This is a genomic window from Mycobacterium neumannii, assembly GCF_002245615.1.
Taxonomy (GTDB): Bacteria; Actinomycetota; Actinomycetes; order Mycobacteriales; family Mycobacteriaceae; genus Mycobacterium; species Mycobacterium neumannii_A.
Map to the genome: position 1 here is coordinate 337,371 of NZ_NKCO01000003.1, position 24,703 is coordinate 362,073.

Below are 24,703 nucleotides of genomic sequence, written 5' to 3' on the forward strand. Positions count from 1 at the left end.
CCGAACGGAGGAGCATGTCGCAGCCCACCAACGATGTCTGGGAGACGCTGGCGACCGCGCGGGCGATCCGCCGGTTCACCGACGAGCCCGTCGACGCGGCGACACTTGACCGCTGCCTAGAGGCCGCGACCTGGGCTCCGAACGGCGCCAATGCGCAGCTGTGGCGGTTCGTCGTGCTCGACTCCCCCGAACAGCGGGCCGTCGTCGCACAGGCCGCACAGGCGGCGTTGCGGTCCATCGAGTCGATCTACGGTATGAGCCGGCCTGCCGACGACGACAACAGCCGGACCGGCCGAAACAACCGCGCTACGTACGAACTTCACGACCGTGCCGGCGAACTCACCTCGGTGCTCTTCACCGCGTTCCGCAATGAGTTCTCGTCCGAGTTCCTGCAGGGCGGGTCGATCTTCCCCGCGATGCAGAACTTCTACCTGGCCGCTCGCGCGCAGGGCCTCGGGGCGTGCTTCACCAGCTGGGCGTCCTACGAGGGCGAGAACCTGATCCGCGCGGCGGTCGGCGTGCCCGACGAGTGGGCGCTGGCCGGGCACATCGTCGTGGGCGGGCCCCGCGGCAAGCACGGCCCGGTACGTCGGCGGCCCATCTCCGACGTCGTGTTTCGGAACCACTGGGACGCCGGCCGCAGCGACATCATCTACGGCGCCGGCGCCCGCAAGCGCTCGTAGGTTCCCCGCGAGCGACCGTGTCTGCCCCGCGACACGCCGCGCATCGGCGACATTGCGCGGTCGCTCGCGGCCGAAAGCCCTCAGACCGCTACCGCCAGCCGAGCCGCGGGATGCAACCACTCTGCGACATTGCGGACATAATCCTTGAACGCATCCAGCCGCGACGGATCGTCCTTGATCTGCCAGCCGGGCCGCTCGGTCACGAACGACGGTGCACCGCAGTCGATATCCCAGTTGTAGTCGGCGAAGTGATGGAACGTCGACTGCGCGACGGCCCGGCCCATCGGGCTACCGTCCGGAGCGCGCTCACCGTCGACCAGAACTGCGAGATTGAACACCCTGCCGGTCGTCGCACTCCGCCCCTGCGCGAGCACGGTGGCGTTCGGCACGCCGTCCGCCGAGACCAGCCCCTCATGCGGATGCGCGGGAAACCACTCGATCCGACCGCTGGCGGTGCGAGCGGTGCGAAGCAGCTCATGCGCCGGTTCGGACGTCAACACCCGCTGGTAGTCCCCGTTGGCGCCCGAGTGGTAGTTGGGCCACGAGATGGCGGGGGTGTCCCGATCGTCGCACATCGTCTCCGGATCGATTGTCGCGTCGTGAAACTCGTTGACGAGCCCGAGTGAGCCGAGCCGGTTGAGGCAACAGCCGAGGTCCTGGTGGTCACGCGCGGTGAGGACACCACCGCCCGCGGAACGGAAGCGCATGATCGCCGAGGCATCGGCCTCGGTCAGCCCGTTCCCGACGTCGACGGCCATCAGCCACAGTTGGTCATAGCCGAGCTGGTCGAGGTGGCTGAGCACCGGATCGTCGTCGCCGTCGACCCGGTTGCGCGCGACCACCTCGTGGCCTGCGGCGCGCAAGTCGTCGGCCAGCATCGAGAACCTGGAGACGTCCCAGTCCTCAGGATGAGCGCAGATCGTCGTCTGCAACAGAATTCTGGACATCGGAAGTCACTCCTGCACAGTGGGTTCGGCGGGCACCCGCAAGTGCCTGCGCGCTGCGAGTTCTGCTTCGTCGACCAGCACCAGCATCGGCTGATCGGGAACGCAGAGCATCGTCACGGTGAAACGACAGCGCATGTCGTCGCGGTTGTTGGCATCGGAGTAGTGGATGACGTCGCCGCCGGGTTCCCAGAACGCCTCACCGGCCCGGATCACCCGCGGCGGTCGGCCTTCCAGCTCGAACAGCATCTCGCCTTCGAGCATGTACCCGAACGCGGGACCACCGGGGTGGCGATGTGGTGGGGCGCCGGGGCTTCCCGGCGGGTAGTCGACGACGACGGTCATCGCGTGCGCGTCCGCGGGGATGAACGGCGGCTGCGCCTCCTGCACAACGGTCAGAGCGCTCTCCCACGAGTTGTCCTGCTTTTCAGTCATTGTCATTCTCCTCCAGTCGTTATGTCAGGTGGACGAGCCGCCACCGTCGACGTGCAATACCGAGCCGGTGATGAAGCTCGCGCGTGGTGAGGCCAAAAACAGCACCGCCTCGGCGATCTCCCGGGGCTTCGCCGTGCGCCCCAGCGGCAGCGCGCGGCCGAGCTCTTCGTTGGTCTCACCCCATTCAGCCTCGACGCCTTCGGTTTTCGTGGGGCCGGGGGCGACGCTGTTGACACGGACACCGCCGGGCCCGAACTCGGCGGCCCAGGTACGGGTCAGCGACTCGACGGCGGCCTTGGACGCGCTGTAAACGCCCGCTCCCGGCACACCTTTGGACGCGACCATCGTCGTGACGTTGACGATCGAACCGTGTCCGCGCTGGAGCATCCCGGGCACCAGACCCGCAGCCAGGAAGTACGAACCGCGCACGTTGGTGTCGAAGGTCAGCTCGAACGCGCCGACCTGCTGGTCGACGGTCGTCGCGGCCGGGAAGGCGGCGGCGTTGTTGACCAGGATGTCGACGTCGCCGGCCTGCTCGAGCAGCGACGTGACCGAATCCATGTCCGAGAGGTCGGCCTGGACGAAGCGCACGTTGCCCTCGATGTCCGATGCGGCCCGCTTCCCCCGTTCACGGTCGCGGCCGGTGATGATCACGGCGGCTCCCTCGCGCGCGAACAGCCGCGCGCACGCGAGCCCGATCCCGGCCGTGCCGCCGGTGATCAATGCGTTCTTGTAAGCCAGTTCCATTGCTGTTCTCCGATCAGGCGATGCAGGTTTCGAGGGTTTCCGCGCGGTCGTGCGCGAGATGGGCCAGCGCGATGCGCATCCGCTGCCTGGCACGCGAGATCCGCGACATCACGGTGCCCATCGGGATGTCGAGGATCCTGGCCGTCTCGGCGTAGGTGTATCCCTCGACGTCGGCGTAGTACAAAACCTCGCGGAAGCCCTCCGGCATCGCGGCCATCGCGGCTTTGACGTCACCGTGGGGCAGGGCGTCGAGCACCTCGACCTCGGCCGAGCGCAGGCCGCCGGGCTGGTGTTTGGCGCAATCGAACAACTCGCCTTCGGTCATGTTGTCCGCGGGAACTTCGGTCACGCGACGTTGTTTGCAGCGGTGCGCGCTGACCCAGCGGTTGTAGAGGATGCGGAACAGCCACGCCTTGAGGTTGCTGCCCTCCCGGAAGGACTCGAACCCGCTGTAGGCGTGTAGGAGCGCGTCCTGCAGCAGGTCCTCGGCATCCGCGTCGTTGCGGGCCAGCCGGCGAGCACCCCGCGCCAGCACCTCGAACAGTGGTTGAACGTCGCGGGCGAACCGCGCGGCGAGTTCTGGGTCCGGGGCGGTCCTGGCGGGAAGGGACGTGATGGTCATGATCCGATCTCCTCGAGTCGCGGGTGTCACGACTCACGTTCGTCGCCGCCGAGACAAAGGGGACCCTTGAAAACCCGTAGTCCGATCGTCCGTAGTCCGTAGCGCGGACCGGGGGTATTGCGGCCGCCGATCGGCGGGCCGGGTCAGGCGCCGACGAAGCTGACGGTCTCCTCGACCGGGGCGCGCCCGGTGCGGATGTAGCTTTCGCCGGGGTCCTGGTAGCCGATCGACATACCGCAGAACAGCATGAGCTCGTCGGGCGGTTGCACGACGTCCGCGACGGTCTCGCGGACCTGGGACCAGGCCATCTGCGGGCAGCTGTGCAGGCCCTCGGCCCGCAGCAGCAGCATGACGGTCTGCAGGTACATCCCCAGATCGGCCCGTTGCGGGCGACCGAGATCCCGGTCGATGTAGCAGAACAGGGCCGCGGGGGCGCCGAAGCAATCCCAGTTCGCGATCGCCGCCCGCTGCCGGGCCTCCCAGTCCTCGCGCTCGATGCCCAACGCGCTGTAGCGCTCCCTGCCGAACTCCGATCGGCGGTCGCCGTACGGCGATTTCAGCTCGCGCGGATACAGCTGGTACTCCCGCTCATCCCACGGGTCTCCCGCCGCCACCCGCTCCGTTGCGAGCTTCTTGAGCCGCTCCAGCGGTTCGCCGGTCACGACGTAGATCCGCCACGGCTGCAGGTTGGATCCCGACGGCGCCCACCTGGCGGCGTCGAGCACCCGCTCGAGCACCTCCACGGGGACGGGTTCGTCGGTGAATCCCCGCACCGCCCGTCTGCTCTTGACTGCGTCGTAGACGTCCATAGCTCCTCCGCTTTTTGACGATCACGCTTTTCGTGACCAGCCTTTTCGGCTGTGCTTTCAGCCTCGTCCGATCCGCGATCGGGCGAACCCTTGAACGCCCGTGGTCGCCGGGATCTACGAACTCCGCGGATGATTCGTCACCGGCCATCCGTTCTTATTGACATGACCGGTGCAGAGCGGCAGATCGCGACCTCAGTCCTGGTGATCGGAACCGGTGGTGCTGGTCTGCGTGCCGCGATCGAATTGGCAGAGCAAGGTCGAGACGTTCTCCTTGTCGGCAAGCGGCCCGTGGGCGACGCCCACACCACGTTGGCCGCGGGAGGCATCAACGCGGCGTTGGGCACCATGGATCCCGAGGACAGCTGGCAGCAGCACGCGGCCGACACACTGACCGAGAGCTATCTTCTCGCCGATCCGGCCACCGTGCAGATCGTGACCGAGGGTGCCGCCGAGTCGATTCGGGACCTGGAGCGCTTCGGGATGACGTTCGCCCGCGAGCAGGACGGCCGGATCTCCCAGCGGTTCTTCGGCGCCCACACGTTCCGCCGCACCGCGTTCGCCGGTGACTACACCGGGCTGGAACTGCAACGCACACTGGTCAAAAGGGTGACGCAGCTGGCGATTCCGATCCTCGACTCCGCCTACATCACCCGCCTCCTCGTCCAGGACAACACGATCTTCGGCGCATACGGCTTCGACCTTCGAGACGGCACCCGCTACACCATCCACTGCGACGCGGTCATCCTCGCCGCAGGCGGTCACACGCGGATCTGGCGGCGAACCTCATCGCGACGGGACGAGAACACCGGGGACTCCTTCCGATTGGCGCTCGAAGCCGGTGGGCGGATCCGCGACCCCGAACTCGTCCAGTTCCATCCGTCGGGGCTGATCGAACCCGAAGACTCGGCCGGGACGCTGGTGTCGGAGGCCGCTCGCGGAGAGGGTGGGATTCTGCGCAACGACCTCGGCGAGCGCTTCATGAAGCGCTACGACCCCGACCGCATGGAGCTGTCCACCCGCGACCGCGTCGCGCTCGCCGCCTACACGGAGATCAAGCAGGGGCGCGGTACGCCCCGCGGCGGGGTGTGGCTGGATGTCTCGCACTTGCCGCGGACACAGATCATGGAGCGACTCCCGCGGGTCTACCAGACTCTGATGGATCTGCAGTTGCTCGACATCACCACCACACCGATAGAAATCGCCCCGACCGCACACTATTCGATGGGCGGGGTGTGGGTTCGCCCCGACGACCACAGCACCGACGTCGCGGGGCTGTACGCCATCGGTGAGGCGTCCAGCGGCCTGCACGGAGCCAACCGCCTCGGCGGCAACTCGCTCATCGAACTCCTGGTCTACGGCAGAATCGTCGGACGGGCCGCCGCCGCCTACTCATCCGGACTGGACGCCCAGATCCGCTCCAAGGCAGCCACTTCCGCGGCCCGCGACGAGGTCGACGAGGTGCTGTTCTGCAACGGTAAGGAGAACGTCCGGTCCCTGCAGCGCGCGCTGCGCAACGCGATGACCGAGCATGCCGGCGTGGTGCGGGACGAAACCGGGCTGCGCACAGGTTTGACCGAACTCGACGACATCGAGCGGCGGCTTTCCGATGTCGGCGTACACCCCGACATCGCGGGCTTCCACGACCTCGCCCACGCCTTCGACCTCAAGGCGAGCGTCATCGCGGCGCGCGCGACGCTCGAGACCGCACTGGAACGACGTGAGACCCGCGGCTGCCACAACCGCTCGGACTATCCGGATTTGGACGATCGACTCACCGTCAACCTGGTGTGGTCCGGGCCCGGACAGATCGAACACGAAGCTATCGCGGGCATTCCCGCCGAGATCGCCAGCAGGATGCGTGCGGTGTCGGCGGACGGCAAGCTGGTCGAGTGACTAGCTCGCCCACGACACGGTGCGAAGTTGTCTGCGCGAGGTGATCCCGAGCTTGACGAACACCTTGCGCAGATGCCACTCGACGGTGTGCGTGCTGATGAACAGCTGGGCGCCGATCTCCTGATTCGTCAGGCCGTCAGCGGCGAGCCGGGCGATCTGGGCCTCCTGGGCGGTCAGCTCACTGCCGCCCGCCCGCGACTGCTGTTTGCGGACCTTCTCCCCGGTGGCCACCAGTTCGCGGCGCGCACGTTCGGCGAAGGCCTGTGCGCCGATTCGCGTGAATGTCTCGTGGGCTTCGGTGAGTTCGCGGCGCGCGTCGATCCGCCGGTTGGCCCGCCGCAGCCATTCGCCGTAGAGCAGCCGGGCGCGCGCGACGTGTACGACGATGCCTGCGCGGTCCAGACGTTCGATGGACTCGCCGAACAGTCGATCCGCGTCGTCGTCGTCGGCCAACAGGGCCTGCGCGTTGGCCACCGCGCCGAGTCCCCAGTCGGTGCCGCTGGCGCCCGCCCGCTCCTCGAGCCGGCCAAGGGCCCACCTGGCCGCGTCGTCGGCTCCGGCGCGCGTCGCCGCCTCGACCAGTTCGAAAAGACACCACCCGTGGATTCCGAAGTCGTCGTAGTCACAAGCCTCCCGCGCAACGGCGAGCGCCTCCTCGTAGCGGCCGAGGCCGTTGTACAACAACGCGGTCGCATAGCCGGTCAACCCGAGCACACGGCCTTCGCCCCTGGCGATCCCGTCGGCCGCGGCGCCTTCAAGCAGCGATCCCGCCTGCTCCACGTCACCGCGCCATGCCATCAGCAACAGCCAGTGATACCGAACAGCGGAGTTGTGGTCGGTGGCCGCGGTGATCGAGGCCGCCTCTTCGAGAAGCTGTTCGGCCGCGGCGAATTCACCGGCCAAGGTGTGAACTCCGGCCCGGTAGATGAGGGCGCGCGGCAGTCCGGCGAGCGCCCCGGACGAACGGGCGTAGCGCACCGCGGCGGTCGACAACTTACGAAGGATCTGTTCATCCCACAGTTCGTGGGCCGAAGACTCCTGCAGGATCGGGAATCCGGGAACCTTCAGCCAGCGCCCGACCGCGGTCTCGTCGGACTCTGCTTGATCGCACATCGCGTCCAGCCCCGCCCGCAACGCGGCCCAACCCTGTCCGACCCCGCCGGTGATCCGTTCGGCCACCCCCTTGAGCAGGTGGTCGATCGCGCGGGGCAGTTCCGAGACGGCCTGCAGCGCGACCCGTGCATCCTCGGCGGCTCGTACCAGCGCACCGGGCTCCCCGAGGCGGCCCGCATACATCAACGCCGCGATGCCCTCGAGGTAGCTTTCCCGAGACGAATAGCCGTCGACACCATGGAAGCGGCGAGCGGCGTCGAGAAGTGGTGGTGCGGTCTCCGACAGTCGTGGTGCACCGACGTCACCGGCGCGGCTTCGGACGAAGTCCATCTGTGCCCGCAACCGCGCTACCTGAGCCCGCTGGAGGTCGGTCAGCGGACCGAGTTCGGCGATCGCCAGGAGTTCGTGCGCCGCTCCCGGCGCAGCGGCGTCCCGTTTGGCGTAAGCGGCCGCCAGCGCTCTGGCCCCGCGCAGCAGCGGGTCGAAGGTCAACGCGGTGGCCCGCTCCAGAAACGTTGCCGCCGCTGCCATCCCGCCCCTGCTCTGGGCGCGGGCGGCGGAGTGCTCCAACTCGGCGGCAATCGCCTCGTCGGGGCCGGCCGCGGCGTTGGCCGCATGCCACGCGCGACGGTCCGGATCGACGGCGGGGTCGGTGGCGTCGGCGAGGGCGCGGTGGACGGCACGGCGGTCCGCCAACTCCGCGGCACGGTAGGCGGCCGAGCGGATCAACGGGTGGTGGAACCGCATGCGTGGGCCGAACTCGATCAGACCGTCGGCTTCGGCCGGCGCGAGATCGTCGACCGGGATTCCCAATTGTGCTGCGGCGCCGAGAAACAACGCGGCGTCGCCGATCGGTTCGGCGGCGGCGATGAGCAGTAGCTGCCGCGTCGACCGCGGCAGCGCCTGGATCCGGCGGATGAAACCCTGTTCGACCGCTGCCGCCGACGAGCGTTTACCCGAGATCCAGAAACCGCCGGACAGTTCGGTCGCCGACACGCTGCGCGGCACCTCGAGGATGGCCAGCGGAATGCCGCGGGTCTCGGCGACGATGCGGTCGCGCACCCGGGGGTCGATGCCGCCGAACATGACCGACTCCAGCAGTTCTCGCGCATCGGTGTCGGACAGCCCGTGGATCGACAGCTCGGGCAGGCCGCCCAGCAGTTCGGGCTGGTCCCGGATGGCGAACACCAACGCGACGGGTTCGGCGAGCAGGCGGCGTGCGATGAAGCCGAGCGTCTGCACCGAAACCTGGTCCAGCCATTGCGCATCGTCGACAACGCAGAGCACCGGTTGTTCGTCGGCGGCGGCGGCCAGCACGCTCAACACGGCGAGGCCGACGAGGAACCGGTCCGGTGTCTCCCCGATGCCGCGGCCGAACGCGACGTTGAGGGCTTCGCGCTGCGGTTCGGGAATCGCGTCAAGATGCGTCATCAGCGGAGCGCACAGCTGCTGTAGGCCCGCGAAGGCGAGTTCCATATCGGACTCCACACCGGCGACGTGCACGATCTGGAATCCCGATGCGGTTTGGCAGACGTAGTCGAGCAGGGCCGTCTTACCGACGCCCGCCTCACCGCGCAGGACAAGCACCTGGCAGCTGCCCGATCGCACGGTCGCGACGAGGTTCTTCAGCGTCTCGCATTCGTGGGTACGGCCACGGAGGGCTTGTGCTCCACCCTGGCCAGACATAGACACCACCGCGCTCTGGGTGGACCCGCGACGGTCGCCGGCTTACCCGATCTGATCTTGGATCGTACGAGGCGCGCCCCGACGGGTCCACACCGCGGTTTGTGCACATCCGGGAGCGGTCAGCGCTCCCGTACGTGCACAAACCGCCGCAGGGGTGGGAGGTCAGGCCCTGGCGGCGGCCGCCAGAATCCAGTCCTCGAACCGCGTGCCGAACAACGTCGCGCGCTCACCGGGCACCAGGGTGCGTTCGGCCAGGTCGATTCCCCAGTACTTCGCCGAGGGATCGGCGACAACCTGGCGGGTGTCGCCGCGGGCGGTCAGCGCGGTCCGGATCAGGTCGGGCAGCAGGAACTCCACCGGTCCACCGATCTCGACGATGCGGTTCACCGGCTCGTTCACCGCGGCGATGGCGAGGCCTTCGGCGACGTCGGCGGCGGCCATCGGCTGGAAGTACACCGGTGGCATCCGCACCGTGTCGCCCTCGGTCGCCGAGTCGGCGAGCGTCTGCAGGAACTCGAAGAACTGCGTGGCGTGCACGATCGTGAACGGGATCGGCCCGTCGCTGATCAGCCGTTCCTGGTCGAGTTTGGCCTGGAAGTAGCCGCTCTGCGGGGCCATCTGGTCGGTGCCCACCACCGACAGCGCGACGTGGTGGCCGACGTCTGCGGCTTCTTCGGCGTCGAGCAGGTTCTTCGTCGCGGTCCGGAAGAACTCTTGGGCCGAGTCGTCGAGCTGCGGCGAGTTCGACACGTCGACAACCACGTCGGCGCCTTCGAGCACATCGCGCAGGCCCTCGCCGGTAAACGTGTTGACGCCGGTCGACGGTGCCGCGGCCACCGTGTCGTGGCCCTGCCGGTCCAGTATCTGCACCAGTTTCGAACCGATGAGGCCGGTTCCGCCGATGACCACGATCTTCATGATGAGCCTTCCGTTTGTTCGACAGCTTCCTGTCCGCCAGAACGGATGACGGCTCACGAACTCATCCCCTGTCCCCGACCAAATCCCCCCGCGAGCGACCGTGTCTGTACGCGACATGCCGCGCACATCTGGCAGCGCGCGGTCGCTCGCGGCAGTTGAGGAACCAAAATCAGAACGCGTAGCGCACCCGGCACGCCGGCAGCTTGGCGGCGATCAGGTCGGTCAGCTCGGCGACCCAGCGGCCCTTCCACGGCGACTTGTATCGCACGTTCCACTGCCCGCTCTGGCTGCGCTTGACCTGTTGAAGATCTGGACGCCACAGCAGGTCCTCCCCTTTGGGATGCCAGCCGAGGTTGACGTCGTGAAGGCCCTCGTTGTGGGTCAGGAAGATGATCTCGGCGGCCAGCTGCTGCTTTGCACGATCCGAAGTCCCGTCGGCGACCTGCTCGAGCAGCTCCGCCCAGTCGGCGAGCCAATTCTCGTGGACGACAACGGGACTGAAGTTCAAGTGGACTTCGTAACCGGCGTCGACGAAGGCGTCGATCGCGGCGATCCGCTCAGCGATCTTCGACGTGCGCACGTCGAGCACCCGCGACGTCTCGGCCGGCATCAAGCTGAATCGCACGCGGGTTCCGCCACGCGGGTCGTAGTCGAGCAGGTCGCGGTTGACGAGTTTCGTCGCGAAGCTGGCCTTGGCGTTGGGAATTCGCGCGAACAACTCGACGAGATCGCGCACGTTGTCGGAGACGATCGCGTCTACCGAACAGTCGCTGTTCTCGCCGATGTCGTAGACCCAGTCGACGGGATCGCATTGGTTCGGTTGCGGCTTCACACCTTGCCGCGCGGCGTGACGTTCGAGGTATCGGGTAATTTTCTCGATGTTGGTGAACACCGTGATCGGGTTGGCGTAGCCCTTACGGCGCGGGACGTAGCAGTACGAGCACGCCATCGCGCAGCCGTTCGCGGTCGACGGTGCGATCCAGTCGCTGGACCGCTCGTTGCGCCGCGCACTCAAGCTCTTCTTCTCGCCCAGCACCAGGATTTCCCGCTTGTTGCGGACCCAGTCCTCGACGTTGCCCTCGTTTCCGTACAGACCCGGTATCGCCTGATGTGACAGCACCTCGATGCGCTCGGCATCCGGGTAGCGCTCGAGCACCTGACGTGCGCGGGGGAACTGTTCGATGGCGGGCTCGTGGTAGATCCGCTTGATGTCGAGCAGCCGGTCGGCGAGGGCGGTCGGTATGCGTCGCTGCACGACGTCGGAGTTCACCGTCGAGGTCATGGTTCGTTCAACGAACGACGGACACACTCCGATGCAGTTGATCTTGTTGACGGGCAATGATGTTCGTCACTTCCCGAGAGATGGCCCGCGATGTCGCGCGCGATCGGCGAGGCCTGCATCCGGAAGGACCGCAGCGGCCCGATCAGCGGCTCGTCGTATCCGGCGAACCACAGCCCCGGCGCAGCACAAGGAAGCCCGTTGACCTTCGGCCGGCCCGCCTCGTCCAGCACGCCGTGGTGGCCGACGAGCGGTTCCAGTCCTCGCCGATAGCCGGTCGCGGCGATCACCACGTCGGGCGCCAGCGCGCTGCCGTCGGACAGCATCACACTGTCACCGTCGAACGAGTCCACTGCTGCGACGATCTCGATGTGCCCGGCTTTGACATGCGGGACGAGCTCGTCGCCGATCGTCGGGATCTGCTCGTCGGTCAACAGCGCCGTGTAGATGCCGCTGCGGGGTGCCGGGAGGCCCTGGCGGCGAAGGTCTCCGAACCACACCCTGCGCATCAATGCGGCCGCCTGATCCAACACCGGCACCGGCAGGCGCTCGAACGCCGCACTGAACGCGTCGACCGGTATTCCGGCGGCCGACCGCGGGACGAGATGCGGGGGCGTGCGCACCGCCATCCACACGCGGCGGGCCACTCCATCGCTGAGCTGCAGCGCGATGTCGGTCGCCGAGTTCCCCGCGCCGGCCACCAGGACGTCGCGGCCGGCGAACGGCGCGGCGTTGCGGTAGTGCTCGGAGTGCAGCACCTCACCGGTGAACCCCTCGATTCCCGCCCACTCGGGCAGCGCAGGCGTGTGGTAGTTACCGGTTGCGACGACGACGGCGTCCGCGGTGATTGGCGCACCGTCGGTATCCAGCCGCCAACCGTGCGGCTCGCGGTCGACCCGAACCACGTTGCGGCCCAAGTTCACTCGAATGCGCTGTCGGCGCACATAGTCGTCGAAGTAGTCGACCATGTCGTCGCGGGTCGGCCAGCGCCCGTAGCGCAGTGGGATCCGCTGGCCGGGTAGATGCGACCACCACCCGCAGGTGTTGAGCCGGAACCCGTCGTAGCGGTTGCGCCACGCCGATGCGACGGCGTCGGCGCGGTCTACGACGAGCGCATCAACATCGCACTCGTGGCGGAGCTGACGTGCGATCGCCAGCCCGCAGGGACCCGCGCCGACGATGACGACGGACTCGTGGTGCTCGGTCATCTAGGGCAGGTGTCTTGTGGTCAGCAAGCCCTTGGTGAGGTCGCGTTGGAACTGTTCGATCAGCGACCGGCGCCGCAGGGGCGGGCTCTCGGTGTGCGCCTCCTGAGACACCCCGCCGATGACGTCGGCGAGCGCGTCGACCGCATTCCACCGCGGGGTCCACTCGAGTTCGGCCTGGGCGCGGCCGCAGTCCAGCAGCGGAACGCTGAACGCCATGTCGATCCAGCCCCGGTCGATGGGCTGCAGCCGCGCCCGCCAGCTGACGTCGACTAGAGCCCCGAGCACCCCCGACGGCACGTGGACCGGTTTGGCGTTCAGCACCTCGGCGACCTGCTCGCGGCCCACCGGGGGTTCGGCCGCCAGGTTGAACGGCCCGCTGGCACCGCGCTCGACCACCCTGGCCAGCGCGTCGGCGACATCGTCGGCGTGGACCAGCGGGATGCACAAGCGGCGGTCGAGCGGCAGCACGGGCAGCAGCGGAACCGCGAGCATCGGCACGTAGCCGGGCAGCGCGTAACGCATCAGGCCGCTGGCCGCGGCGCGCTGCACGATGAAGCCGGGGCGCGTCCGCGCGATCGGGACGCCCGCCTCGCCGTTCTCGCGTTCGTAGTCGTCGAGCAGTGCTTCCGCGTCCGACTTGTCGCGGCTGTAGGGGGACGTCCGGATGCCGGTGGTCGGCCATGACTCGTCGACGTACTGGCCGTAGCGCCCCGGCGCGTACGCGCCCACCGACGACTGGTGCACAAGCCGGCCGACCCGCGCGTCATGGGCCGCCTCGAGGACGGCCGTGGTGCCGCCGACGCCCACGCTGTTCAGGTATTCGGTGTTGCGGGTCGGCTGAAACCCCCACGCGAGGTGGACGACGGCATCCGCGCCGTCGAAGACCGCGCGCAGCTGGGTCGCCGCATCCGGGTCGGCGAGGTCGAGTTTGTGCCAGCGGATGCGCCCGTAGACGCCGGTCGGCTCGGGCGGCCTTCGCACCACGCCGACGATGTCGTGTCCGGTGTCGCTTTCGGTCAGCCGCCGCAGCAGCGCGGTCCCGACGTTGCCGGAGGCCCCGGTGATGACGATGCGCATGCCGAAAGACTTCCCGCATCGCGCCCGATCAACACGGGTTAGACGGCCGCGGCGGTCTCGCCCTCGAGTTGGCGGGCGCGGGCGTCGTTGAGGAACCTACCGACCTCGACCGCCAGCCGTCGCGCGTGAGACGAGTCGACGAGGTCGAATGCGTGCCCTGCACGCCGAATCTCGCTGTACTCCACCCGGTTTCGTGACACCGCGCTCAGCTTGTCCGCGAACACGCGGGCCTCGCCGACCGGGATGATGGTGTCCTGCTCCCCGTGGATGAGGAAGAACGGCGGCGCGTCCGCGTGGATGCGGGCCAGCGGTGAGGCGGCCTCGAACACGTCGGGGTGCCTGGCCTGCGAGCGGCCGACGACAACGCGCTCCAGGAAGTTCTGGAAGTTCTTGCGGGTGGGCGTCGACCGGTCCTGCCAGTCATAGCGTCCGTAGATCCCGACCACCGCGTCCACGGTGGTGTCGGCGTCCTCGGTGAGCTCGCCGCGGAACCTCGGGTCGCCGGGAGTGAGGGCCGCCAGGGAGGCCAGGTGCCCGCCCGCGGAGCAGCCGGCGACCGCGACGAAGTTCCGGTCGCCGCCGAACTTGTCGACGTTGGCCCGCGCCCACGCGATCGCGGCGTTGACGTCGGCGATATGGCGGGGCCAGCGGTTCACCGGGGACACCCGGTAGTCCATGGTCAGACAGACCCAGCCCTGCTTGACCAGGTGGTGCAACATCGTGTGGCCCTGCATGACGCGGGAGCCATGCACCCACGCGCCGCCGGGGACGAACAGCAGCACCGGCGCATCGGGCGGCAGGTCGGGCAGCCGCCAGACGTCGAGCAGCTGTGCGAGATGGTCGCCGTAGCGCACCGAACTGCGGTAGAGGCACCGCTGGCGCTGAGCGCGGAACCGCAAGTAGGGCGGCGTCCGCTTCCCGCGCGAAGGCGAGATGGCCTCACCGGGCAAATCGGCGGGCGCGGCCTCCGCGGCGTCGGAGCTCAGTCGGCGCGAGGCCATGCCGCGTAGCGCTGCCGGTGCGTAGTGGTGGCCGTACATCATCATCGCGGTGAGGCCGGCAAACGGCTCGAGGTGCTTGCCGACCACGGGCAGCGACGCGTACATCCGCGTCGAGGCCATGACGAGATCGAGCGGATGCAGCGAGCGGTAGAAAGACATGATCAGCCGGCCATCGCCAGGTCGGGCTCGCCGGCCCAGCCGCTGCAGGGCTCGCAATCGACCTCTTCGAGGCTGAAATGCCCGCATGTGGGGCAGATGAACTCGAGCATGCGTTACGCCTTTCGAGACTTGTGTCATGCCGACTTTCTGCAGCGCGCCTCACATACCCCGGCCCCGGAGCGCCAAAACCCATCGTTATCGATTTGCAGCGTCAGTACTGTGGCCTCCGTGAAGTACTTGGAGGTCGAGGGAGTGGGCCGGGTAAGCCGCATTGGGCTTGGGACCTGGCAGTTCGGGTCTCGGGAGTGGGGCTACGGCGACAGTTACGCCGCCGGTCCGGCGCGAGAAATCGTGCAGCGTTCGCTGGCGCTGGGCGTCACGTTGTTCGACACGGCCGAGATCTATGGTTTCGGCAAGAGCGAGCGGATCCTCGGCGAGGCGCTGGGCGACCAGCGCTCCGACGTGGCGGTGGCCAGCAAGGTCTTCCCGGTCGCCCCGTTCCCGGCGGTGGTCAAGCAGCGCGCGCACGCCAGCGCGCGGCGGCTGGGGCTGCAGAAGATCCCGCTGTATCAGATCCACCAGTCCAACCCGGTGGTGCCCGATTCGGTGATCATGCCGGGGATGCGCGACCTGATCGACGACGGCGTGATCGGTGCGGCGGGTGTGTCGAACTACTCGCTGTCGCGCTGGCAGAGGGCCGACACCGCGCTCGGACGACCGGTGATCAGCAATCAGGTGCACTTCTCGCTGGCGCATCCCCAGGCGCTCGAGCGTCTGGTGCCGTTCGCCGAGCGTGAGAACCGCATCGTGATCGCCTACAGTCCGCTGGCCCAGGGCCTGCTCGGCGGCAAGTACGGCCCCGACAACCGGCCCGGCGGCGTGCGCGCGACGAACCCGCTGTTCGGCACCGAGAACCTGCGACGGGCCGAACCGTTGCTGCATACGCTGCGCGACGTCGCCGCCGATGTCGGCGCGAAACCCGCGCAGGTGGCGCTGGCGTGGCTGATTCACCTGCCGAACGTCGTCGCGATCCCCGGCGCGTCCAGCGTCGAACAACTCGAGTTCAACGTGGCAGCCGCCGACATCGAGCTCAGCGCCGAGGCGCAGGAGGCGCTCACCGCGGCCGCCTGCGCTTTCCGCCCGGTGTCCGCGGCCCGCTCCCTGGCGGACACGGTGCGTGAGAAGCTCGGCGTCGGTTAGTCGCGCGACGATCAAGCGGCGAGGCACGAGCCGCGCTGAGGAGTGCGACCATCGAAGTTAGTCGCGCGACGATCAAGCGGCGAGGTACGAGCCGCGCTGAGGAGTGCGACCATCGAAGTTAGTCGCGCGACGATCAAGCGGCGAGGTACGAGCCGCGCTGAGGAGTGCGACCATCGAAGTTAGTCGCGCGACGATCAAGCGGCGAGGTACGAGCCGCGCTGAGGAGTGCGGCCATCGAGGTCAGCCTTTCAGCTTCCGATCGAGGTACTCGCTGCGGCAGGCACCGCGGGCCAGCTTGCCGCTGGTCGTGCGCGGAATGACGCCGGCCGCGACGAACCGGATGTCGGCGACCGGGATACCGTGCCGCGCAAGCACATCGGAGCGGATCGCGTCGATCTCCGGTGCGGGATCGTTGCGAGCGGTTCCTGTCGCGCGTTCGGCGACGATCACGAGGGCTGCACCGTGGGGTGCGGGGACGGTGAACGCGGTGACGTGTCCGGCTCGTGTCATCGCCGAGGCGCCTTCGGCGGTCGACTCGATGTCCTGCGGATAGTGGTGTCTGCCGTCGATGACGATCAGATCGGCGCGCCGTCCGGTGACGAACAGCTCACCGTCGTGGTAGACGCCGAGATCGCCGGTACGCAGCCAGTTCGCTTCCTCGGCAACGCCTTCCGCGTGGCTGGCGGGCATGATCCGGGACGCGAGCCGGGCCTCGAAGGCGTGGCGCGACTCGTCCGGTCGACCCCAGTAGCCGCGCCCGAGGTTGGCACCGTGCAGCCAGATCTCACCGACACTTCCGTCGGGCAGTTCGGCGCCGGTGTCGGGATCGACGATGACGGCCCACTGACTGCGCGCCACCTTTCCGCACGACACATGGGCCACCGCGTCGGGCGAGTCGGCGGCGACGGGCACCGCGCGGCCTGCGCTGAGCTGCGCACGGTCGAGGTGTATCGCGGCGGCGTGGGCGTCGGGTTCGATGGTCGCAACGAACAGTGTGGCCTCGGCGATTCCGTAGGACGGCCGGAACGCGTTCGGCGGCAACCCGTATGGCGTGAACGCGTCGTTGAAGGCGGTGATCGCGTCGATGCTGACGGGCTCCGAGCCGATGATCAGCACCGCCTTGCTCAGGTCGAGGGCGTCGCCTTCTGCGGGTCGGCCGCGTTGGGCGGCGTATTCGTAAGCGAAATTCGGTGCCGCCGTGACCACGCGGCCTTCGCGCGACCCGTCCGACAATGCCCTGAGCCAGCGCTGCGGGCGTCGGATGAAGGCGGTGGGCGACATCAGCGTCGAATGTCCGCCGTACACGGCGGGAAACCCGATCATTGAAAGACCCATGTCGTGAAACAGCGGTAACCAGCTGACCCCGTGCACTTTTCGGTCGAGGAGGTCGATGGACAGAATCATCTGGATCAGGTTCGTGCCGACCGCCCGGTGCGTGATCTCGACTCCGGCCGGGGATCGCGTCGCGCCCGAGGTGTACTGCAGATGGGATACGGCGTCAAGCGGCAGCTCCACCGGCTCGAAATCGCCTGTCACGCCGATGTCGTCGAGAACGACGACGCGCGGAGTCGGCACGCCGTCGAGGCCAGACAGGAAGCTGCGCACGTTCGCGGCCGCGGCCGCCGTAGTCACCACGACCGACGGTTCGCAATCGCGCAGCGCGGTGTCCAGTCGTTGTGCGTGGCCCTGTAGCTCGGGCGCGAACAGCGGGACCGCGATCGCGCCCGCTTTGATCGCACCGAAGAAGGCGACGACGTAGTCGAGTCCCTGCGGCGCCAGGATCGCGACGCGGTCGCCCCTCTGGGTCACGCGTTGCAGGCTCGCGGCGACCGCTCGCAGGCGTACGCCGAGTTGTTTCCAGGTGAGCTCGACGACCCGCCCGTCTCCGGTGTGGTCGAGGTAGCGGTAGGCAGGTGCCTCGCCGACGTTGGCGATGTTGCGGTCGATCAGCGAGATCAGGTTCACCCCGGCGGGCACCGCGACCTGGCCGTCGGCATCCAGGCAGTCCTCGATCCGCAGCAGTCCGTCGTGCGGTACGGGACGGGACGTCATGGGAGCAGTCTAGGTACCGGCTGCGCTGCCTCCTGGTACGGCCGTACCAGAGGGGTTACTGCTCCAGCGTCAGCACCGTGATGTCCGGCGGGGCTCCGATGCGCACCGGCGGACCCCAGTAGCCGGCGCCGCGGGTCACGTACAACTGGGTGTCCTCGACGGTCGACAGGCCCGCGAGCGCGGGTTGCACGGCGCGCACGACGTAGTGGAACGGCCACATCTGCCCGCCGTGGGTGTGCCCGGACAGCTGCAGGTCGACCCCGCGCGCGGCGGCCTCCTCGACGAGCACCGGCTGGTGCGCAAGCAGCACCGTCGGCCCGACGGCGGATACCCCTGCCAACGCGCGGTCGAAATCCGGTCCGTCCGAGACTCTTTCGCCGGCAAGGTCGTTGACCCCCGCCAGGTTGAGAACCGCACCGCCACGGCGGATCGGGGTGTTCTCGTTGCGCAGCGGTTGAATGCCCAATCGCTCCATCTCGCGGAGCCATTCCAATGTGTCGTCGACGAAGTATTCGTGGTTCCCGGTGACGAAGAAGGAGCCCTCGCGGGCGGTCAGATCGCCCAAAGGCGCTGCGGCCGGGCCGAGTTCGGCGACGGAGCCGTCGACGACGTCACCGACGATCGCGACGAGGTCGGGGGCGGTCTCGTTGATCATGTCGACGATCCGCGCGGTGTGCGCCCTGCCTGCCAGGGGTCCGAGGTGGATGTCGGACACCACCGCGACGCGAAACCCACGAAACGCCGGGTCCAGGTTGCGCAGCCGCACCGGCACCCGCAGCACGTCGGGCGGTCCCAGCGCGGTGGCCGTACCGACACCGACCAGGCCCACCGACGCGGCACCCGCGGCCACGGCGCTCGCGCGGGCCAGGAACAACCGGCGGCTCAACCCGTTCGGGTCCTCGGGTGTCGCCGCCGGCGCCCCGCGGACCCACCGCCGCAGCACCAACCGCACGGGTTCAAGCACCAGCAGCATCAGCAGCAGGTATGCGGCCAGCCCGAACCACACATAGCCGGGCCAGGTGTACCAGCCCGCGTCGACCGGACCGGTCAGCCGGGGCAGGAACAGCGCCGCAAGCAGCAGCCCCGCCAACCCGGCGAAGACGGCGCTCAGTATCCAGCGGACCCTGCCCGGCCGGGTGGTGTCCTTGATCAGGCGCTTCCACAAATAGGCGTGCATGAGCGCGAGCACCGTGCCCAGGATGACGATGAACATGGCGCCTTTCAGTGGCTTTCGTGCGCTACCGATCAATTCGCGACGGGTAGCGCACCGTAATCGCAGGTGTTACAGCGAGACCGTTCCGTAGTCGCCGACGTGCTCGATCAGCGTGCGGAGCTGGTCGTCGGTGGTACCGAACGTGTTGTCGATGGCCGTGAGTCGCGCCGCGTAATGGCCTACGGGATACTCCGCGGTCATCCCGATACCGCCGTGCAGCTGGATCGCCTCCTGCGCGATATGCCGGCCCGAGCGCCCGATCTGGAACTTGGCCCGTGCGGCGATCACCGGGTCGAACCTGCCGTCGGCGATCGTCATCGCGGCGTAGTAGTTCATGCTGCGCGCGAGTTCGAGCGAGACGTACATGTCTGCCGCACGTTGCGTCAGCGTCTGGAACTTGCTCAGCGGAACGCCGAATTGCTTTCGGCTGGTGAGGTATTCGGTGGTGAGCCGCAGCGCCTCCTCCATCGCTCCGACCGCCTCCGAGCATAACGCCGACTGATAGCGGATGACCGTTCGTGCGACGTGTTCGGTCGCATCCCCGCCCCCGCCAAGAGGTTCGGCGGGTGTGGAGTCGAACTCGAGCTGTGCACCACCGCGGCCGTCGAACGTCCGATACGGTGCCCGATCCACCGCCGCGCCGTCAACGACGAACAGCCCCACGCCGCCGCCTGGCAGCGCGGCGGTGACGATGATCGTGTCGGCGGTGTCGCCGGCCAGAACGGGATTCTTGCGCCCGGTGAGCGTCCAGGCATCACCGCTCTGTTCGGCGCGCGCGGCGGGCTGAGCCGACGGCAGCCGCGCGCCGGGCTCCGCATGCGCGAAGGCCAGCAGCGTCTCGCCGGTCGCCACGGCGTCGAGAATCTCCTTCTGCTGCTCGCTGCCCACCTCGGCGATCAGGGCGCCGGGCACCATCGCGGCCTGCGCGACCGGTTCGGGCGCAAGCCGTTTGCCGATCTCGGTCAGCACCACCATCACCTCGATCTGGCCGGCCTCCGTCGGGTCGAAGCCGAGCCCGAGGATGCCCACCTCGGCCAGTTGGCCCCACACCTCACGGCTCCAGCCGGGTTCCCCTTCGGGCCGGACGCTTTCGCGGCCCGCCAGCACGTCGCGGGTGACGTCGCGCAGTAGTTGCTGTTCCTCGGTCAGGTCGAAATCCACGGCAGGCTCACAATCCCAGAATGGTCGAAGCGATGATGTTGCGTTGAACCTCGTTGGTACCGCCGTAGATCGACGTCTTCCGATAGTTCAGGTAGCGGGGCGCGGCGTCCTGCGCCCAGGTCGGCACGTCGATCTCACCGGCGTCGAACGGCAGTGCCTTCGGCCCGGCCACCTCGACGAACAGCTCGGTGGCGGCCTGCTGCAGCTGGCTGCCGCGCAGCTTGAGGATCGACGACGCGGGGTTGGGCTTACCGTCGGCCTCGGATCCGCTGACCCGCATCTGCGTGAGCTCCAGCGCGAGCAGCCCGGTTTCGATCTCGGCCACCCGTGCTGCGAACAGCGGGTCCTCGAGCAGCGGCGTTCCGTTGACCTCGAGCTTGGCGGCGTGTTCCTTCACCTGTGCCATCCACAGTTTCGTCAGCCCGATGCGGGCGATGCCGGTCCGCTCGTTGCCGAGCAGGAACTTGGCGTAGGTCCAGCCCTGGTTCTCCTCGCCGACGAGTTGATCGGCCGGGATTCGTACGTCCTCGAAGAAGACCTCGTTGACCTCGTAGCTGCCGTCGATCAACTCAATCGGGCGCAGCGTGATGCCCGGCGTCGACATCTCGGCCAACAGGAACGAGATGCCGGCCTGCCGCTTGGGCGCATCCGGGTTGGTGCGAGCCAGCAGGAAGATCCAGTCGGCGTACTGACCGAGCGTCGTCCAGGTCTTCTGGCCGTTGACGACGTAGGTGTCCCCGTCGCGGACGGCCGTGGTCCGCAGCGACGCGAGGTCGGAGCCGGCCTCCGGTTCGGAGAAGCCCTGACACCACCAGATGTCGATGTTGGCCGTCGGCGGCAGGAAGCGTTCTTTCATGGCCTGTGAGCCGAACTGGGCGATCACCGGGCCCACCATCTTGGTGTTGAACGCCAGCGGTTCGGGGACACCGGCCAGCTGCATCTCGTCGAGCCAGATCTGTCGCTGCAGCGGCGTCCAGTCCTTGCCACCCCACTCGACCGGCCAATTCGGTACGGCCAGGCCGTTGGCATGCAGGATTCGCTGGCTGGTGACCATGTCCTCGGGGAACTTCGAGTGCCCCGTCTTGCCCCGCTCGCGGATGTCCTCGGGAATCTCGGAGGTATAGAACCGTCGCAGCTCCTCGCGGAATGCCGCGTCCTCGTCACTCAACGCCAATTTCACGGTCTACCCCGTTCCTCTCGTGCGGTTGCCGGCCGGGTACCCGCCTTCGGCCCGGCTTGCCCATCCATGTGGCTCCATCCGCATTGTGCTCGTCCTACTTCCATGCGAAGACCGGTTGCTCGAGTTCGTCGACCGGATCGTGACGGCCCTCCAGACACAGCCAGCGCAATTGCAGAAGCACGGCGCCGGTCGGCGCGTGGATCAGGTCGTTGCCCAGCGGGACCTGCACGACCGGCCGTGGGCTCTCCGGGATCTCGATGAACCGCGGAGAGTCGGGGCGCTGCAGCTGATGCAGGCCGACCCGGTACACCGCGACGACCTCCTCGGGCGCAGGGCGCGGGTCGAGCCGTCCCCCGCCCCAGATCAGCACCGGGGTGATGACGTATCCCGACCGCGTCGGGTAGTCGTCGAGCAGACCCAACACCGTCGAATCCGGCAGCCTGACACCGACCTCCTCGTCGAGCTCACGCAACGCGGCGTCGACCACGGTCTCACCCGGGTCCAGCCGGCCGCCGGGCAGCGCCCACTGCGCGGCGTGCGACGTCAACCTGGATGCCCTGCGGCACAGGAAGAAAGCGGCGCCACCGGAGACATCGACCATCCGGCCGTCGAGCCGAGCGTCGGGCATTCCTCGCCCGTCGTTCCAGCCGTCGACGTCGACAGGATCCACTCTGTCCTCGCCGACCTCGGAGTCGACGAGCACGACGGCGACCGCGGCGTGGCGTTTCGTCGGGTCGCTCACGGCGCGACGGTCATGTCCGGACAGGTTCGCTTCTATCCGCTCGCGCAGCGACTCGTCGTAGGAGATCGTCACCGCTCGACCATAGTTTCGCGGGGTTTCGTCGGCACCGTCCGGGGCAACCCCCTCCAGACCACAGCCCCTACGGAAGGGATCGACATGGCACTCGACGATGACGACATGACCACCTCGGGCGCAGGCGGCGAAGGGACCGCTGACGGCGGTTCGAACCCTGAAGGTCACGACGGCGGCGCCGACGGCACAGCCGGTGGAGAGGGCCCAGCCGACGGCGGCTCCAATCCCGAAGGACACGACGGCGGCGCCGACGGCACAGCCGGTGGAGAGGGCCCAGCCGACGGCGGCTCTAACCCCGAAGGACACGACGGCGGCGCCGACGGGACCGCGTGACCCCTGACCGATGATGCTTCGGCGCTGCGCTGCGGTTGACGCCCGACGGTTCGCCGACGAGTACTGGGGCCGTCAACCGTTGCTCACCCGGGCCGACGCGCTACCCCGCGACTTCAGCGATCTGCTCTCGCCCGAAACGGTCGACGAACTGATCGCCGAGCGCGGGGTGCGCGCGCCGTTCATCCGGCTGGCCAAAGAGGGCGACGTCCTGCCCAAGGACTGCTATCTGGGGCCCGCCGGCTTCGGCGCGGAGATTGCCGACCAGATCGACTCGGCCAAGCTGCTGAGTCAGTTCGCCTCAGGCGCAACGATAGTGCTGCAGGGCCTGCACCGGCTGTGGCCTCCGCTCATCGACTTCGTCCGGCAGACGGTCGACGAGTTCGGCCACCCGGTGCAGGCCAACGCCTACATCACCCCGCCGGTGAACCGGGGTTTCGATCCGCACTACGACGTGCACGACGTCTTCGTCCTGCAGGTGTCGGGTCAGAAGCGCTGGATCGTGCACGAACCGGTGTACGAGCACCCGCTGCCCTCGCAGCCGTGGACGGGGCATCGCGCGGCGATCGAGAAACGGGTGGCGCAGGACGCACCTGTTATCGACACGGTGCTCCACGAGGGCGACGCCCTCTACCTGCCGCGCGGGTGGGTGCATTCGGCACAGGCGTTGCAGATGACGTCGATCCACCTCACCATCGGGATCTCCCCGGTGACGGCGGTCGACGTGGCACGCGCCGTCGTCGACCAGTTGGCCGCCGACGCGGCCTTCCGTGGGTCTCTGCCCATGGGTGTCGCCGATGCGGATGAGACGATGGCGACGGTGTCGAAGGTCATGGCGGAAATGGTCGGGTCGCTACGAGACGATGCGGCGACCCTGAGCGCGGGCGCTGCCGCGCACTTGGCACGGCGTCACGCCGACCGGACCCGACCCGTGGCCGTGCGGCCGCTGGCCTCCCTTGCAGCATCCGAGCGAGCCGGGGAGACGGCCGTCGGGTGGCGACACGGGCTGAGCGCAACCGTCGACCAGTCCGGTGACCGGATCGTGTTGCGCCTGCCGGACCGGACCATCGCGTTCCCGCAGACCTGTGGTGCGGCCGTTCGTGCGCTGCACGAAGGAGCCGTCGTCGACGCGGCCGACACGCCCGGCTTGGACGTCGCCGACGCAACGGTCCTCATCCGGCGATTGTTGCGGGAGGGCGTCCTCGTTCCCGTCAGCAGCGTCGTTCCCGTTCAACGGAACTCGCCGGCAGACGCCGGATGACGGTCGCCAGGAGAATCCCGTGCAGCGATCAATCGCTGGCCCGCGACGACCCGATGTACGGCACCGCGTCGGCGGGCTCGGCGTGGCTGCTGCTCGAGTTGAGCGGCGCCTGGGGACCGTCGGCGTTCCTGCAGTCGCCGACCAGCATTGACCCGCAACTCGGCCGCGCGATCGTGCGTCGGGCCGAGAAGGCGGGTATGCGCATCGCCGCGATCCGCAAGCACGGCCGTCGACCCGACACACCGCGGTGGCGCTGGTATGTGGCGCACTGCGGCGTCGGCGAGGAGGCACTGCACCACGGAGAGGTCGACGACCCTCGTGACCTTCTCGAGCTCGCACTCGACGGCAGCGACGGGAGCATCACGACCGATCCGCTGATCGCGATCTGCTCACACGGCAAGCATGACCAGTGTTGTGCGGTGCGCGGCCGCAGCGCATGCCGCGCGATCGCTGCGGAGTACCCGGAATTCACTTGGGAGTGTTCGCATCTCGGTGGCGACCGGTTCGCCGCGACCATGCTCATCCTGCCGGAAGGGCTGTGTTACGGGAGGGTGGACTCCGCGGACGCCGCGGGACTGGTACGCCTGTACCTTGAGGGCCGGTTGGACAACCGTTTCCTGCGCGGACGCACATCGCTTCCGCACGCCGTGCAGGCCGCCCAGTACTTCGCCCGTGAGCGCTACGGCGACGACCGGATCGACGCGCTGCATCCGTTGCACGTCGAACGCGGTGAGCACCTGATCCGGGTCCTGCTCGACGGCGAAGCCGGACCCATCGAGGTCATCCTGCACGAGGAGTTGTCCGAACCCCTTCTGTCGCAATGCCATGCGCGCGTGGAAGGCCAGGTACGCATCTTCACGCTCGGCTCCATGGGCCCCCACGAGGGCTAGTCCGCCGCCGGCTCAGATGAGATAGTTC

22 protein-coding genes are annotated in these 24,703 nt (G+C 68.3%); 6 read left to right on the plus strand and 16 right to left on the minus strand.

Translation table 11 applies throughout. The features are described 5' to 3' along the window. The first annotated feature begins 14 nt into the window (after positions 1-14). Positions 15-683: a nitroreductase family protein gene (locus CEX88_RS06185; RefSeq protein ID WP_094292781.1), complete on the plus strand. Its 669-nt coding sequence runs from the start codon at positions 15-17 to the stop codon at positions 681-683. Between the two features lie 80 nt (positions 684-763). Here the strand turns inward: CEX88_RS06185 and CEX88_RS06190 are convergent, their stop codons facing one another. The 5 genes from CEX88_RS06190 to CEX88_RS06210 form a co-directional block, all read right to left on the minus strand. Then, positions 764-1,630, minus strand: coding sequence for a hypothetical protein (locus CEX88_RS06190; protein WP_094292782.1), 867 nt, complete (start codon positions 1,628-1,630; stop codon positions 764-766). A gap of 6 nt (positions 1,631-1,636) precedes the next feature. Beyond that, positions 1,637-2,068, minus strand: coding sequence for a cupin domain-containing protein (locus CEX88_RS06195; RefSeq protein ID WP_094292783.1), 432 nt, complete (start codon positions 2,066-2,068; stop codon positions 1,637-1,639). An 18-nt stretch (positions 2,069-2,086) separates the two neighbouring features. Continuing rightward, positions 2,087-2,809 carry an SDR family NAD(P)-dependent oxidoreductase gene (locus CEX88_RS06200; protein WP_066846407.1) on the minus strand — a complete coding sequence of 241 codons (723 nt, stop codon included), beginning with the start codon at positions 2,807-2,809 and terminating at the stop codon, positions 2,087-2,089. A 13-nt stretch (positions 2,810-2,822) separates the two neighbouring features. Further along, positions 2,823-3,431 carry a sigma-70 family RNA polymerase sigma factor gene (locus tag CEX88_RS06205; protein WP_094292784.1) on the minus strand — a complete coding sequence of 203 codons (609 nt, stop codon included), beginning with the start codon at positions 3,429-3,431 and terminating at the stop codon, positions 2,823-2,825. A 143-nt stretch (positions 3,432-3,574) separates the two neighbouring features. After that, positions 3,575-4,240, minus strand: a complete 666-nt coding sequence (locus tag CEX88_RS06210) for a nitroreductase (RefSeq protein ID WP_094292785.1) — start codon at positions 4,238-4,240, stop codon at positions 3,575-3,577. Positions 4,241-4,402: 162 nt separating this feature from the next. On the opposite strand from CEX88_RS06210, the gene CEX88_RS06215 reads away from it, so the two are divergent. Beyond that, positions 4,403-6,133, plus strand: coding sequence for an FAD-dependent oxidoreductase (locus tag CEX88_RS06215; RefSeq protein WP_094292786.1), 1,731 nt, complete (start codon positions 4,403-4,405; stop codon positions 6,131-6,133). Here the strand turns inward: CEX88_RS06215 and CEX88_RS06220 are convergent, their stop codons facing one another. The 6 genes from CEX88_RS06220 to CEX88_RS06245 form a co-directional block, all read right to left on the minus strand. Continuing rightward, positions 6,134-8,932 (minus strand): helix-turn-helix transcriptional regulator, encoded by a 2,799-nt coding sequence (locus CEX88_RS06220; RefSeq protein WP_094292787.1) that lies wholly within the window; start codon positions 8,930-8,932, stop codon positions 6,134-6,136. Positions 8,933-9,094: 162 nt separating this feature from the next. Next, a complete protein-coding gene (locus CEX88_RS06225) occupies positions 9,095-9,850 on the minus strand; it encodes an SDR family oxidoreductase (protein WP_094292788.1) in 756 nt (251 codons plus the stop codon). 169 nt (positions 9,851-10,019) lie between these two features. After that, entirely contained in the window at positions 10,020-11,132 is a 1,113-nt protein-coding gene (locus CEX88_RS06230; protein ID WP_094292789.1) for a spore photoproduct lyase family protein, read from the minus strand. Continuing rightward, positions 11,129-12,337 (minus strand): flavin-containing monooxygenase, encoded by a 1,209-nt coding sequence (locus CEX88_RS06235; RefSeq protein WP_094292790.1) that lies wholly within the window; start codon positions 12,335-12,337, stop codon positions 11,129-11,131. The genes CEX88_RS06230 and CEX88_RS06235 overlap by 4 nt, the downstream gene beginning before the upstream one ends. Then, positions 12,338-13,414: an NAD-dependent epimerase/dehydratase family protein gene (locus tag CEX88_RS06240; RefSeq protein WP_094292791.1), complete on the minus strand. Its 1,077-nt coding sequence runs from the start codon at positions 13,412-13,414 to the stop codon at positions 12,338-12,340. A 38-nt stretch (positions 13,415-13,452) separates the two neighbouring features. Then, positions 13,453-14,574: an alpha/beta hydrolase gene (locus CEX88_RS06245; RefSeq protein WP_094292792.1), complete on the minus strand. Its 1,122-nt coding sequence runs from the start codon at positions 14,572-14,574 to the stop codon at positions 13,453-13,455. A gap of 228 nt (positions 14,575-14,802) precedes the next feature. Here CEX88_RS06245 and CEX88_RS06250 point away from each other — a divergent pair, with 228 nt between their 5' ends. Further along, positions 14,803-15,774: an aldo/keto reductase gene (locus CEX88_RS06250; RefSeq protein WP_094292849.1), complete on the plus strand. Its 972-nt coding sequence runs from the start codon at positions 14,803-14,805 to the stop codon at positions 15,772-15,774. Positions 15,775-16,014: 240 nt separating this feature from the next. On the opposite strand, the gene CEX88_RS06255 is transcribed toward CEX88_RS06250, so the two are convergent. The 5 genes from CEX88_RS06255 to CEX88_RS06275 all read right to left on the minus strand — a co-directional run bounded on the left by CEX88_RS06255 (position 16,015) and on the right by CEX88_RS06275 (position 22,194). Then, the gene (locus CEX88_RS06255; RefSeq protein WP_094292793.1) at positions 16,015-17,826 is read right to left on the minus strand and encodes a fatty acyl-AMP ligase; all 1,812 of its coding nucleotides are present in this window, start codon (positions 17,824-17,826) and stop codon (positions 16,015-16,017) included. 55 nt (positions 17,827-17,881) lie between these two features. After that, on the minus strand, positions 17,882-19,039 hold the full coding sequence (locus CEX88_RS06260) for a metallophosphoesterase (protein ID WP_094292794.1): 1,158 nt from the start codon (positions 19,037-19,039) through the stop codon (positions 17,882-17,884). A gap of 69 nt (positions 19,040-19,108) precedes the next feature. Next, positions 19,109-20,200: an acyl-CoA dehydrogenase family protein gene (locus CEX88_RS06265; protein WP_094292795.1), complete on the minus strand. Its 1,092-nt coding sequence runs from the start codon at positions 20,198-20,200 to the stop codon at positions 19,109-19,111. 7 nt (positions 20,201-20,207) lie between these two features. Next, complete coding sequence (locus CEX88_RS06270) at positions 20,208-21,380, minus strand: acyl-CoA dehydrogenase family protein (protein WP_094292796.1); 1,173 nt, start codon at positions 21,378-21,380, stop codon at positions 20,208-20,210. Positions 21,381-21,474: 94 nt separating this feature from the next. Continuing rightward, positions 21,475-22,194 carry an NUDIX hydrolase gene (locus CEX88_RS06275; RefSeq protein WP_094292797.1) on the minus strand — a complete coding sequence of 240 codons (720 nt, stop codon included), beginning with the start codon at positions 22,192-22,194 and terminating at the stop codon, positions 21,475-21,477. 84 nt (positions 22,195-22,278) lie between these two features. Between CEX88_RS06275 and CEX88_RS06280 the strand changes: the two genes are divergently transcribed. The 3 genes from CEX88_RS06280 to CEX88_RS06290 are packed head-to-tail and all read left to right on the plus strand — an operon-like array spanning position 22,279 to position 24,675. Further along, positions 22,279-22,527 carry a BatC protein gene (locus tag CEX88_RS06280; RefSeq protein ID WP_066846371.1) on the plus strand — a complete coding sequence of 83 codons (249 nt, stop codon included), beginning with the start codon at positions 22,279-22,281 and terminating at the stop codon, positions 22,525-22,527. Positions 22,528-22,540: 13 nt separating this feature from the next. Next, a complete protein-coding gene (locus CEX88_RS06285; protein WP_094292850.1) occupies positions 22,541-23,785 on the plus strand; it encodes a cupin domain-containing protein in 1,245 nt (414 codons plus the stop codon). Then, positions 23,782-24,675, plus strand: coding sequence for a sucrase ferredoxin (locus tag CEX88_RS06290; protein ID WP_066846368.1), 894 nt, complete (start codon positions 23,782-23,784; stop codon positions 24,673-24,675). The genes CEX88_RS06285 and CEX88_RS06290 overlap by 4 nt, the downstream gene beginning before the upstream one ends. Positions 24,676-24,703: the final 28 nt, after the last annotated feature.